This window comes from Zooshikella sp. RANM57, from assembly GCF_050749885.1.
Taxonomy (GTDB): Bacteria; Pseudomonadota; Gammaproteobacteria; order Pseudomonadales; family Zooshikellaceae; genus Zooshikella.
The window spans coordinates 31352-45153 of record NZ_JBOIUB010000014.1 but is presented as its reverse complement, the minus strand read 5'-3'; the positions used below and the strand labels follow the sequence as shown (position 1 = coordinate 45153).

The 13802-nt window shown below is 40.9% G+C and carries 9 protein-coding genes and 3 tRNA genes; 3 read left to right on the top strand and 9 right to left on the bottom strand.

Annotated features, from left to right (window positions below; all coding sequences use genetic code 11):
• Positions 1-2 precede the first annotated feature (2 nt).
• The 3 genes from ACQ96U_RS22400 to ACQ96U_RS22390 all read right to left on the bottom strand — a co-directional run bounded on the left by ACQ96U_RS22400 (position 3) and on the right by ACQ96U_RS22390 (position 2746).
• On the bottom strand, positions 3-476 hold the full coding sequence (locus ACQ96U_RS22400; RefSeq protein WP_431723501.1) for an arsenate reductase ArsC: 474 nt from the start codon (positions 474-476) through the stop codon (positions 3-5).
• 27 nt (positions 477-503) lie between these two features.
• Positions 504-827 (bottom strand): metalloregulator ArsR/SmtB family transcription factor, encoded by a 324-nt coding sequence (locus ACQ96U_RS22395; RefSeq protein ID WP_431723558.1) that lies wholly within the window; start codon positions 825-827, stop codon positions 504-506.
• A gap of 131 nt (positions 828-958) precedes the next feature.
• Positions 959-2746, bottom strand: coding sequence for an EAL domain-containing protein (locus tag ACQ96U_RS22390; RefSeq protein WP_431723500.1), 1788 nt, complete (start codon positions 2744-2746; stop codon positions 959-961).
• 223 nt (positions 2747-2969) lie between these two features.
• On the opposite strand from ACQ96U_RS22390, the gene ACQ96U_RS22385 reads away from it, so the two are divergent.
• The 3 genes from ACQ96U_RS22385 to ACQ96U_RS22375 are packed head-to-tail and all read left to right on the top strand — an operon-like array spanning position 2970 to position 7671.
• On the top strand, positions 2970-4199 hold the full coding sequence (locus ACQ96U_RS22385; protein ID WP_431723499.1) for a hypothetical protein: 1230 nt from the start codon (positions 2970-2972) through the stop codon (positions 4197-4199).
• Positions 4192-4842, top strand: a complete 651-nt coding sequence (locus ACQ96U_RS22380; RefSeq protein ID WP_431723498.1) for a chromosome partition protein MukE — start codon at positions 4192-4194, stop codon at positions 4840-4842. The genes ACQ96U_RS22385 and ACQ96U_RS22380 overlap by 8 nt, the downstream gene beginning before the upstream one ends.
• Positions 4843-4848: 6 nt before the next feature.
• Complete coding sequence (locus ACQ96U_RS22375; RefSeq protein ID WP_431723497.1) at positions 4849-7671, top strand: hypothetical protein; 2823 nt, start codon at positions 4849-4851, stop codon at positions 7669-7671.
• A gap of 776 nt (positions 7672-8447) precedes the next feature.
• On the opposite strand, the gene ACQ96U_RS22370 is transcribed toward ACQ96U_RS22375, so the two are convergent.
• From ACQ96U_RS22370 to alaS, 6 genes are all read right to left on the bottom strand, one after another.
• A tRNA-Arg gene (locus tag ACQ96U_RS22370) sits at positions 8448-8524 on the bottom strand.
• A 164-nt stretch (positions 8525-8688) separates the two neighbouring features.
• A tRNA-Arg gene (locus ACQ96U_RS22365) sits at positions 8689-8765 on the bottom strand.
• Between the two features lie 174 nt (positions 8766-8939).
• Positions 8940-9030 (bottom strand) — tRNA-Ser (locus ACQ96U_RS22360).
• A gap of 63 nt (positions 9031-9093) precedes the next feature.
• Entirely contained in the window at positions 9094-9288 is a 195-nt protein-coding gene (csrA, locus tag ACQ96U_RS22355) for a carbon storage regulator CsrA (RefSeq protein WP_027709340.1), read from the bottom strand.
• Positions 9289-9557: 269 nt separating this feature from the next.
• On the bottom strand, positions 9558-10793 hold the full coding sequence (locus tag ACQ96U_RS22350) for an aspartate kinase (protein WP_431723496.1): 1236 nt from the start codon (positions 10791-10793) through the stop codon (positions 9558-9560).
• Positions 10794-11010: 217 nt separating this feature from the next.
• On the bottom strand, positions 11011-13614 hold the full coding sequence (gene alaS / locus ACQ96U_RS22345; protein ID WP_431723495.1) for an alanine--tRNA ligase: 2604 nt from the start codon (positions 13612-13614) through the stop codon (positions 11011-11013).
• Between the last annotated feature and the right edge of the window lie 188 nt (positions 13615-13802).

Below are 13802 nucleotides of genomic sequence, written 5' to 3'. Positions count from 1 at the left end.
ACTTAATCCTCTTCTGCTATAGTGTGTAATGCTTCTCGTAACGCTGACGGTGAAAGTGATTCCAAATCTAGTGCCAACATTTTCTGCACTCGCTGCTCAATGGTATCCATTACTGTAAAAAAAGCCTCTCTTTGGGCGTGCTCATCGCCTTTTAGCTTGGATGGATCAGGTAAGCCCCAATGAACTTTAACTGTTTTATCAAACCAGATTGGGCATACTTCATTAGCCGCACTATCACACACAGTAATCACTACCTCAGGCTTTTTCGCCTCATAGACTTCCCAGGATTGACTCTGAAGCCCTTCAGTACTGATACCCCGAGCCTGTAAATATTTGAGGGTTAATGGATGAACATGTCCAGTGGGTTGGCTACCCGCGCTATAAGCCAACACTTGGCCTTGGGCAAAGTGATTGGTAATCGCCTCACATAAAATACTGCGACAGCGATTATGTGTACAAATAAAGAGTAGTTGCATGCCCAAAAACCTTTAACAGTGCATAGCTCAACAAACAGGTCTATTTTTCATCGTCTTAAGTTGTTGCTGGTACTTACCTAAAACATCTATTTGTGCATCACAAGCCTGCTCAAGTATGGAAGTGACCCAATCAGGCAAAGCAGGATGCATAGAATAAAATACCCACTGTCCACGACGCTCATCGATTAATATGTTGCAATTGCGGAGTTGAGCCAAATGCCTTGAAATCTTAGGCTGACTTCCTCCCATTGCAGCCACTAACTCACAGACACAAAGCTCACGTTGTTGATGCACTAACAGCGTGATGTTCATTCGGGTTTCATCTGCAAGACACTTAAAAAATTGAACCAAGCTGATCAACGTTATTAAACCTCACCACCCACAACATAAATATATACGCATATCCATATATACAAAATCAAAAACGTACTGTCAATACACATAGAACCAAACCAGACAACATCTAAGTGAGATAACTCTGGCTAAGTACGCTGTAGAAACGGTGGATGATACTGATGAAGGGTAGAAAGTGAACTTTCGATAAAAGCTCGATGTTTAATTTTGCTGAATTTTGTCAACAACTCATCTGCCGCCATGGGTGGTGAAAATAAATAGCCTTGACAATAATCACAACCCAAGGATTTGAGAAAAGCCAGTGCACGTTCATTCTCCACCCCTTCAGCGATGACATTTAATCCCAGGCTATGCGCTAACCCAACAATCGCTCGCGCAATACTGGCTGCATCCACATCATTGGGTAAATCTTCAATAAAAGAGCGATCAATTTTAACAGTATCAATAGGCAGCTTTTTGAGGTAACTTAATGATGAATAACCTGTTCCAAAGTCATCCATGCTGATAGAAACACCCAATTGTTTTAAGTGCCCTAACTCTTTAATAGCAAATTTAATATCTCCCATTAACATACTTTCCGTTATTTCTAAATCAAGCAGCTGAGGTGCCAAGCCTGTTGCATTAAGTACTTTTTTTACAGTGTTTACAATATTACCACTCAGTAACTGCCGTACAGATAAGTTAACCGAAATACTGGTATAGGGGGGTAAACTCCGTTGTTGATACCACTGTTGACGTTGAGCACAGGCACTATAAAGGGCCCATTCACCCACAGGCAAAATAAGTCCCGTTTCCTCAAGTAAAGGGATAAAAGTATTAGGACCTATAATCCCTTCATGGGGATGCTGCCAACGAATTAATGCTTCTAACCCGATGATATCCCCTGTTTGTACATCAACTTGTGGTTGGTAATGTAGCAGTAACTGATGCTCGTGTAGGGCACGATATAAACTTGTTTCGAGATGAATGCGATACTCAGCTAATGCACTCATATTTGAGTCATAAAACTGATAGTGATTTTTACCTTGGTCTTTAACACGATACATAGCAATATCGGCTTGCTTTATCATGGTTTCTGTATCGGCATGTACACTGTCCATCACAGTAATACCAATACTGGCAGACACGAATAACTGTCGGCCTTGTAACTCAAATGGTTGAGCTAAGCCCGATATAATTTTGTCAGCAACAAGTGCAGCATCATTTTGGTCATAAATATTTTCTAATATAACTGCAAACTCATCGCCTCCTAACCGCGCTACAGTATCCCCTCGTCGCACACAATATTGCAGCCTAGTTGCAACCTGTTGTAATAACTCATCACCAATACTGTGCCCTAACGTATCATTAATATTTTTAAAACGGTCTAAATCGATCAATAACAATGCAAGCTTACGTTGCCAATGTTGACCACGAACCACTGCCTTATGTAAACATTCTTGGAATGAAGAACGGTTGGCAAGCCGAGTTAAACAGTCGTATTGAGAAAGATCATGGAGTAACTCCGCAGACTGCTTCTGTTCCGTTAAATCCTTTAATATGACCAAAAAAAACGTCTGTTGTTGGGCAAACTGCAGTGAGATAGTCCGTTTATTACCCACTTTATCATTTATTGTTAACTCAAATTGCGATGGGGATTGATGAGCGTGATGCAATACAAATGTAGAAAAAGCTTCCTCTGTCTGCGGTAGCTTCTGCCAGTACTGCTGTATTAATCGACAGTTTTCACGCCAGCCTAAGATCTTTTTTGCACGATGGTTTATAAATAAAATTTCACCTTTAATATCAATAACCAGAATACCCTCATCAGTGGCTGTCAATAAATAAGGTAAAAAAGGCTTCACATAATTTAAATCACAGGATTGAGCTAACGAGGTATAAGTAGTATCCGTTGTAGAATAAAGGGATTTAGTCATACAACTTCCTGTCGAGCAGAAGCGCTTATCTGAAAAAGCAGATTAACCTTCATTTCTCCAAAGGTTATCACTCTTACTGAAGTATAGTGAAAGACTTCAGTTTGTATAATTTTTCATCGAAGTGACTCACTTACCTATACTGTCATCGCACTATTTTTGCTAAATTATGTCCTCTTGATTCACCGGTAGGGGCAAGTTTCTAGTGCTTTATGTCAAGAATTTTTTGAAATATTTACTGAGACATATTGATTTGGTCATCGCTTTACATCAGCGCTTTGGTTCAATGAGTTTCAATACACACGAATTTATGGATGTAGCGCGAAGTGTTGCTACGGATGATTGGGAATACCATGACAACCTGCAACCCTTATTGACAGATCTATTACAACGCGAGGTCTTATTACCCGTTCCCAGAGCTGAGCATTTGCTTGATCTCAACCCGTATATACTGGACATGATCGAGTTGCTCACAGATCAGGAGCAACTCGCGTTAGCAGCAACACTAAAAGCTGAAATTCATGAACTAAGCCGGCTCACCCGTAACCTGGGTCAGAGCTTCACCTTTCAAGATAACCAGCTGGTACAACGTTATATCAGTCAGTTAGACCGTCGCTTTCGTGGTGTTCACCGACAGTTACAGCGTAATGAGCAAGCCATTATGCGCATTATTGAAACGACAAAGAATACTTCAACGGAAGGTCAATCACTTAAAGGCCGCTATGCTCAAGCGCTGGACGCTTGGGAACACTATATTCAACCCAGCACTGAAATGTTGGATACCCAGGGTGACTATGAACAGGCTTTAAAACAAACAGAAACACTACTGTTACAATACATGGACGATGTTCAGCTAAAGATGGGTTGTCAACATTTACGCCAGTTACAAAAATTACATTATCGCTTACTGGATCTTCGTTCAGGATTGCGGTTCAGCATTGCCCGCTGCCAACGTCTGCTAGAACCTATTTATCGTCGCCAACGCCGTAATTCAATATTAGCGCGTGGCGCTTCAATGGCCATTGCTGAAATACGCCAGCATAAGTTTAAATATGCCTCAACCCCTAATCAGGTCGCGCTTATTGGTCGTAATCGTCCCTCTATAATGGAAAGCGATCACAGTATTTTTGCTTATCTGTCACAGTTGACCACATTTGAAGTCCCTGCTGTTGATATACCCGAAATACCCCATGACAGCAGTCCAACCCAAATACCGATTACCTTTAAACAAATACAAGAAAAAGCCATTACCGATGCCCCTATCGATGACTGTATGACCTGGCTGATGAATCATTTTCCTGAGTTAGATACGCGACTGGCGCTAGAATACCTTATACGTCTAACCAATGAATCTGAACAATTCAGTATAAATCTTGGCCAACAAAACCAATACGAAACCAAAACTCACCATATTCTTATGCAATGCCGCAGTTTGGAACACAGTTCTCATGAATGACTTTACTCCAGCCCCACTTGTGATTGATGATCAGCTCTGTAAACAACTACCCAATGCTAAGTTGATCTACACAAAATTAAGAGAAGGTGTACACATAGCTGTCGATGCACTTGAACATTATGCGTTATATAAAGAGTTAGAAAAACACGCAGCAAGTTATGAAGTCTTATTTAATTTATTAGGTTATGAATTAGTGTATAACACAGAAGGCTTCTTTTATTTTCGTTATCCAGACAGTGTCACCTCTAATAGTTTGTCAACATCCAGAAAAATCGCCTTAATGATTTTTACACTGGTCGACTATTTACAAGATAATAACTTCGATCCTTCATCCATGATTCAAGAGCAACAAATTGAATTGAGTTTATTTGAAAAGACCCAAGAATGCTTTAAAGACCTATATACCCAAGCTGATATGGCTGCACCACAAGACCTCACCAGCTTACTGGAATGGATGAGTAAACGAGGATTTTGCCAAATTTTTAATGATACTCACGTTAAATTCTGCAAACCCATCGAGCGTTTTCTTGCTGCCACCGAGGCGATTGCCACCCAGAAAATGATAGACAAACAGCCCGAACCTACAGTGGAATCAGCTGAACAACACCCTGATAGCAAAATGACCGCGAGCGAAGAGGACTAAGTTAATATGCAGTACGGTATGCAAAAGCTGGTCATGATTAATTCTGGAACCTATGCTTTCGGTGAAATTCCTCTTTATGAGAGTGTTTCATTTTTTGGCTCAAATAACCGTGGTAAATCGACAGCAATTAATGCGCTGCAATTTTTCTTTCTGCCGTCTATGGTAGGAAGTCGCTTTGAAAAATACAGTAAAGAAGCAACCCGAAAATTTTATTTTCCTCATGAAGCCAGTTTTATTCTCAGTGAAATATCAACCCTTCATGGTAGTTATGTATTAGGTATTGCCGGCAAAGGTCCAGCCAGTGGCTATCGTTATCAACATTTTATTTATCCTGGCCAACTAGATACCAGTGTCTTTTTTTCCGAGCAACGAGCACTGACTTTTAGTGATGTCAAAAAATGTCTTGGCCAGTCGGGTTTAAAAGTCACAACGCTTGACCCCCAAGAGGTTGAAAGCTTAATTAGTGGTGGACAAAGTAAATGTGGTTTTTCATTAGACTTAGTCCCTGTTGGAGGAAGTCGCCGCTACCAAGTATTTAAAAGCCTCTTTGTCAGTTTGATAACACAGTCAGAAATTAATGCAGCCATGATTAAGCAATCCATTTTGGATGTGTTTTCTCATAAATTATCCTCCACGGATATGAACCATACCTCTCTTAATTTTCAGCAAAAAAAAGAAGAAGTATTTGCTGAATATTATCGACTGAAAAAAGAGTACGATGCATTAAAAGCTTCTTCAGAACAAATTGAAGCACTCAGCAGTAAATGCTATCAACGTGATAAAGCTACTGCTGTTGTATTTGGACTTGAAGGCGCTATCAATAGTGAATACACTCTCTGGAAATCCGCGGTTGACGAAGATATAAGTCGTCTTGAATTACAGCTTGCTGATGCCCAAAAACAGTCAAACCACTTTAAAACGCAAGAGGATCAAGCACGTAAAACGCATGATAATCTTTTACGTCAAGAAGCCATTTTAGAAGAAAATATTCGACGACATCAACGTGAAGCTGAACAGTTTAAGAACCTGGAACTCTACAATCCTGAACAGCTATCAGCAGAGATTGATACACTAAAAACACTTCAAATTAAGCTTAATAACCAACTTGGTGTTGCCTCTTTAGGAGGAACAGAAGCCAGTTTACGTCGACAGATGCAAACTCAGGAAAAAATGGTCCGCAAACTGGAACAAACACTTGCAGCCAATGAAACCTTTTATAATTATATAACGTCTATACTTCCCCCCGAAAAAGCGTTGCACCTTGTTAAACTTATTAGTGACGACCTGCTTCGACTACCAATTAATGACGAAGACTCAGCGATTAAAATTACTTCAGATGAAGCTGTTCAAGCGTTATTAACTGACATAATTAGCGATATTAACGAGAAGGGGATCTTCCAAGCTAATGGTATTGAGATAGACTTCAATCAGTTAACCGCCCCTCACCAGCAGTTAACCATTGATAAACAAGCGCTTGAAGCTGAGTTACAAGAAGAGCTGATAAAACTCGAAGAGCTCGACCAGCGTTTAAGTGCTTTACTTGATGAATCTGATATTCGCAGTGAATTAAAAGAAACTAATCGTCAAATACAACAAAAAGAACGCGAACTAGAGGCATTTAACCGTTATCAAGCCAGTTTACCAGAGTTTGACACCTGGCAATCCAGCCTTACTGAAATAAAAAGCGCCATAAAAAATACAGCAGAAGAAATCAATACATTTCGCTTGCAACAAGAAAACCTTGCCGCTAATCATCGCGAAACCATTGAAAGCTACAGCAAGTTACTTGCAGAGCGAAAACAAGTTGACGAATTATATGGGCAGTTACAACCCCCAGCTCTAGGTTGGCCAAATAATGGTCAAATTGATGTTGATTATTCATCAATGCCACTTCTGGATAAAATAAAAACATATCAACGTCACTGGCGCCAGACCCAAGAAACTACAACCCAAATGGAGCTGATCTATAGGGATATTCGTGATAAAGGCTATCGTGCAGCAGAGCAGTGCCCTGATTTAATGACATCCTGCCACTATATTTTAGAAGCTTGGGAAGCATTACCTGAAACAGAAACCATGTTAAGCCAGTACAAAAAAAGTGCTATTTTACAACTAAGTAGTGTGCTCAACGACTTTCTCAGTGACTATCTCCGTTTAGAGCGAGAAATTGCCCAGTTTAATAAATCAATTGCCCAGCGTACGGTATCCAATTTAAAGCAATTTAGGATTCTGCTTCAGCCTGTAGATGAAGTATTTAATGCAATTAAATATATTGTTGAAACGGGCCATCTAATTGAAGAAGGACAAAACCATCTACTTAATTTTGATCCCGTAGAAATTGATGAAGAACGAGCAATGAACTCAGCAGAAATCATTGCCACACGTATCCAAACCTCATTAAGTTTAGGTGATTTGTTTACAGTAGCGTTTGAAATAGAGGATCAACAAGGAGAGGTTAAACGCTATGACAAAATCGACGATGCAGGATCAACAGGGACGCGTAGTACTCTGAAGCTCTTAACATTGATGTACTTGATTCGCCACATGATGAGTGAAAGTCTCCAAGCCCAACAACAACGCTTATTATTTACCATTGATGAAATTGCAAGTGTTGATGCAGCCAATGCACGAGAGTTACTGGATAGCGCTCGCGCACTGGGATTTACCCCACTACTGACATCTGTCTATGTTGTTGATTTAGCCCACTTTGGTATTGATGTAGTAAAAGCGCACAGTGGTGTTAAACGCCAACAAGCATTAGTGGTTAGACCTGACAATTGGATTGAGTTAATACCAAAAAAACATGAAAATGATCTCATGCTCTCTTAAGTATGCTCTAAAAGAGCATACTTTAAGTTACTAGCCCCTGGTTTAATTACTTTCTCCTACCCTGGTTGCTGGCACGCTCAATCGTCGCTAGCAACATCCCTCAGCTTTTTATCAAATGAACCTATAAAACCAGCAAGTAATACCTGTATTCCCTAACATAAAACAAATGTTTGAATCAACTTTCTATTCACAGCTTGACAGAACGATATGAAGCCTGTGAATAAATCTGTTGAAAGTCATTATTTTTTGCGACAAAAAAATAATAAAGATTGACATTTTAAATAAATTTTTTTTAAAAGAAGCTGTTTAGGGAGCGCGTAAAATTTTTCTTCAATACACTATTTTTTAAGGCTTTTCCATGAAGTACTGAAGTTCGTAATCTGACAACCTTGATTGTTAAAATCACTGACAATTATTACTAACTGACCAACAGAAGGTTACCCACAAAAACTGTGGATAACTTTGTGAATAATACCTGATTAAACAGCTCGAATGCAGATAATTATAGCACCTACTACAAGTTGAGCATTTTTTAATCAAAATAATAATATGAACAACAAACCCTAACTAACTCAATAAGTTAGGACAACACTTGTAGTTTTTACACTTTAGAATAATTAATAAGAAGAACGGTGTAAGTAGTGTAGTTTTTAGAACCCACCACCGTCTTGAGAGAGGCTTTCTCACCCCCAAAAACAGGATTGTTAATGGGGACAAATGTCGTAAAAAAATACAACACATAAAAAAAGCCACCCAGTTTGGGTGGCTTTTTGATATGGCGCGTCCGGGAGGATTCGAACCTCCGACCGCCTGGTTCGTAGCCAGGTACTCTATCCAGCTGAGCTACGGACGCGTATTTGAGTGTTTAAACTATAATGATTTTAAACCTTTTAGTCAACTTAAAACTGTTTATTTTCAGTCAGTTAACTTACTTATTAACAGGTAACTAAAATAAGGCTCATAATCACTAAAAGCATTCATAAAAAAGCCTGCTCATCTTAGCAGGCTTTTTTAATATGGCGCGTCCGGGAGGATTCGAACCTCCGACCGCCTGGTTCGTAGCCAGGTACTCTATCCAGCTGAGCTACGGACGCCCGTCTGCTTTCGGGTTGCGTAATATAGTGATTTACATCGATTAGGTCAATCTATTTTTGCTTAAGCTTTAAAAGATAATGCTTAAACTACATTCACCTAATTGGCTGGTAATTAGCTGCCTTAATTTTTATTAAGCCAACTTCAAACACTATAATAATTACTTCAACCGAATCTGGCGGAGAGAGAGGGATTCGAACCCTCGATACGCGATTAACGTATACTCCCTTAGCAGGGGAGCGCCTTCAGCCACTCGGCCATCTCTCCGGAAGACGCGCGAAATAGTAACAGATCCGCGCGAAATTCCAAGTACTTTTTTAAAAAAAGTACTTAAGTATTTACGCTGTTTAATTTTTCTTCTTTTTCCTTTTGAATCCGTTGATAGATCTCTTCACGGTGAACCGCAACTTCTTTAGGTGCATTTACACCAATCCGCACCTGATTGCCTTTAACGCCCAGGACTGTCACTGTAACGTCATCACCAACCATTAAAGTTTCACCTACTCGGCGAGTTAAAATCAGCATTACTATCTCCTTAAATAGAGAGATCCAGCAACAAATCCATCAAGTCTAGATATGCTAAACGAGTATAAAACCAGCGCATATCTGATAGTGTTGTCCGTGATCCCTAAAAAACGCCTAACAACCCATTATCAAAAAGTTAAGCAAATTTGCAGTTAAACCGCTAACCACAACGCATAAAAAGCTTAAAAATAGTTACTTTTGATTATCGTAATAGTGTAACTACTGGGTAAGCTGATTCTATGCGTATTTTCACTAAACACTTACGGCCTTTATTCCTCATCACCAGGCACTTGATCCAGTTCAAAAGTTGAATGCAAAGCTCGTACCGCTAGCTCAAGGTACTTTTCAGCAATTACCACTGAGACCTTTATTTCAGAGGTTGAAATCACTTGAATATTAATGCCCTCTTTAGCCAAAGCTTCGAACATGGTGGAGGCAACCCCTGCATGAGAACGCATCCCAACGCCAACAATAGAAACTTTGGCAATTTTATTGTCACCTTCAACTTCTCGAGCATCTAACTCGGCAGCGGTTTTTTCCAAAATTTCCAATGCTTGTTGATAATCGTTGCGGTGAACAGTAAAGGTAAAATCTGTTGTCTTATCGTCAGAGACATTCTGAATAATCATATCTACTTCTATATTGGCAGCAGAAATAGGCCCCAGAATTTGATATGCAACACCTGGTGTATCAGAAACACCTTTTACTGTTAATTTCGCTTCATCTCGATTAAAAGCAATACCGGAAATTAATGGCTGCTCCATTGAGTCGTTTTCCTCGTAAGTGATTAGTGTGCCAGGACCTTCTTGAAAACTGTGTAGTACTCGGAGGGGAACATTATATTTCCCAGCAAACTCTACAGATCGAATCTGTAGCACCTTTGAGCCGAGGCTGGCCATTTCCAGCATTTCTTCAAAAGTGATTTTGGGGAGGCGCCGAGCATTATCCACAACACGGGGATCAGTAGTGTAAACACCATCAACATCAGTATAAATTTGACATTCATCCGCTTTCAGTGCTGCAGCCAAAGCAACGGCTGTTGTATCAGAACCACCTCGGCCTAGTGTGGTAATAGCCCCATGAGAATCAATACCCTGAAAACCTGCAACCACAACGACCCGTCCAGCATTCAGGTCTGTTTGAACTCTTTCAACATCAATATGTTCAATACGCGCTTTGTTATGGGCATTATCGGTCTTAATAGCCACTTGTCCACCCGTATAGGAACGTGCTGGACAACCTCGCTCATTTAGCGCCATGGCAAGTAAAGAGATGGTGACCATCTCCCCCGTAGAGAGCAATACATCCAGCTCCCTTGCGGTAGGTTTAACTTGCATTTGCTTGGCCATATCAATTAGCCGATTGGTTTCACCACTCATGGCTGAAACCACCACGACCACATCATCGCCCTTATCCCTGAACTTCTTTACTTTGTCAGCTACTGCTTGGATACGCTCCAAGGAGCCGACTGAAGTTCCACCAAACTTCTGTACTATTAGTGCCATATTCCACTTGCTGCCACTGATGCTATGATACAGCTACTCCACATTCACCATACGAATGATCCGTATGCAGTCGATATGTGATTCGTTAGATTCCAATATGAACTAACTAGGCTGCGTTACAAAAAAGAGCAATAATTAAACATTATTTGCTTGCGCTTGCAAACTGATGAGTCAGTATTTTTACTAACTCATCTAAGTAATCCCATAAAATGAAGGATTATGCGTTCTCTTCAAGCCAAGTTGCGACTGAAGCAACTGCAGAAGAAAGCTTTGCAGGTTCAGTTCCACCACCTTGTGCAAAGTCAGGTCGACCACCCGCTTTACCACCAACCAGGCCTGCTACGTAACGTAAAATATCACCCGCTTTTACTTGGCTGACAAGGTCCTTGGTCACACCTGCCGCTAAGGCCACTTTTTCATCATTGACCTTAGTGCCCAAGACCACAACGCCTGACCCCATTTTATTTTTCAACTGATCAATGGTGTCACGCATGGCTTTAGCATCAATTCCTGAGACTTCAGCAGCTAGTAATTTCAGCCCAGCCACTGTTTTGACCTGACTTAACAAATCACTGCCCGCGGCCGATGCCAATTTTTGTTGTAACTGTTCCACCTGTTTTTCCAGTGATCGGTTACGTTCTAACACTGAATGCAGCTTATCTAACAGTGTTTCACGAGAAGCTTTCAACAAGCCTGAGGCATGACCAATTATCTGTTCACTCTGTTCAATCCAATTAAGCGCCTGCAAACCAGTAATCGCTTCTATACGTCGAACACCAGCGGCAATACCTGTTTCTTGAACAATAATAAGCGCACCAATATCACCTGTTTGTTTTACGTGGGTACCACCACATAGTTCAACAGAAAACTGTGCTTGCCCCATTGATAACACACGAACCTGTTCGCCATATTTTTCACCAAACAACGCCATAGCACCCATTTGTTTGGCGCTATCGATATCAGTGACTGTGGTTTGAACTGGCGTGTTAACCCGAATCTGCTCATTAACCATACGCTGTATTTCGGCCAACTGCTCTACACTCACTGCTTCAGTATGAGCGAAGTCAAAACGTAAACGTTCATGATCCACCAAGGAGCCTTTTTGAGTGACATGTTCACCGAGTACTTTACGGAGTGCTGCATGTAATAAGTGAGTAGCAGAGTGATTTTGTGCTGTCGCAATGCGTTTATCTTGGTCGACCAAAGCATTTATTTTTTGGCCTACCGTAAATGAACCTTCCAAGACCTGACCTAAATGAATATGGTTTTCGCCTTGTTTTTTCGTGTCGTTAACCTGGAACTTGCCATTTTGCCACTGCAAAATCCCAGTATCTCCTACCTGACCACCAGACTCAGCATAGAACGGCGTTTCTTCCAACACAATAACGCCCTGCTCACCGATTTTTATTGCATCAACAGGTTCACCATTAACAAATAAACCCGTAATTTCAGCCTGATCAGTGATACGCTCATAGCCAGTAAATGCAGTAGCACCTTTAATATCCAGAACGTTATTATAGTCAACGGTAAACTTACCACTTTTCCTTGCTATTTCCCGTTGTTTTTCCATTTCCTGCTCGTAACCTGCAAGGTCCAATGTCAAATTCCGTTCACGGGCAATGTCATTGGTTAAGTCAACAGGGAAGCCGTAGGTATCGTAAAGGGTAAAAATTGTGTGGCCTGAAATTTCATTACCCGATAGATTAGCAATCGCTTCTTCTAGTACACGCATACCATTATCCAGTGTACGCGCGAACTGCTCTTCTTCTTTTAATAAAGTACGCTCAATCGCTGCTTGGCCTTTCACAAGTTCAGGGTAAGCTTCGCCCATCACTTCAGCGAGTGCAGCCACTAATTTATAAAAGAAAGGTTCTGTCGCCCCCAGTTTATTACCATGACGAATGGCGCGACGGATGATACGACGTAAGGTGTATCCACGCCCTTCTTTTGAAGGCGTAACACCATCTGCAATAATAAACGAACAAGATCGTATATGGTCAGCAATAACTCTTAGCGAGGTATTATTTAGTGCAACACCTCCTAAAATATCAGACGCCTTTTGCAGTATGTGCTGAAACAAATCAATATCATAATTATTGTGGACATTTTGTAAGACAGCAGCGATGCGCTCTAACCCCATCCCCGTATCCACAGAAGGTTTTGGCAGTGGTTCTAACTCACCATTGGCCTGGCGATTAAACTGCATGAATACCAGATTCCAAATTTCGATATAACGATCACCATCATCATTAGGTCCACCAGGAGGATCACCAGCAACCTCAGGTCCATGATCATAAAAAATCTCAGTACAAGGACCACAGGGACCTGTATCCCCCATTGACCAGAAATTATCTTTTTCTCCTAAGCGGGAAAAACGTGTCTGATCAATACCGACCTCATTAAACCAAATGTCTTCGGCTTCCTTATCATCCTTATAAACGGTTACCCACAATTTTTCTGCAGGGAGCTTAAGTTCTTCAGTAAGAAACGCCCAGGCAAATTTAATCGCATCTCGCTTAAAATAATCACCAAAACTAAAGTTGCCCAACATTTCAAAAAAAGTATGGTGGCGTGCGGTATAACCAACATTTTCCAGGTCATTGTGTTTACCTCCAGCACGCACACAACGCTGAGACGAGGTCGCTCGGGTATAGGTTCGTTTTTCTCTGCCCAGGAATACATCTTTAAACTGATTCATACCCGCATTAGTAAAAAGCAGTGTTGGATCATCTGCAGGTATTAATGAACTGCTAGGCACAATTTCATGGCCATGTCGTTGAAAGAAACTTAAAAAGGCGGTACGTATTTCTGAACTCTTCATAGATGCATTCCATCAGGGCTAATTTGCAACCTGTATTGGTCTTCTCGAGTCACTTCTTAGTTTAGTGACTTCGTTTAAGACAATGTGCTTTCTCTGTTAACAGCGCCGAAAGCCGTTCCGATCACCACGTCTTTAACTCGGCCTGCTAAACCTATGGTACAGAGCAACACAATTTGCGCACAAAAGCG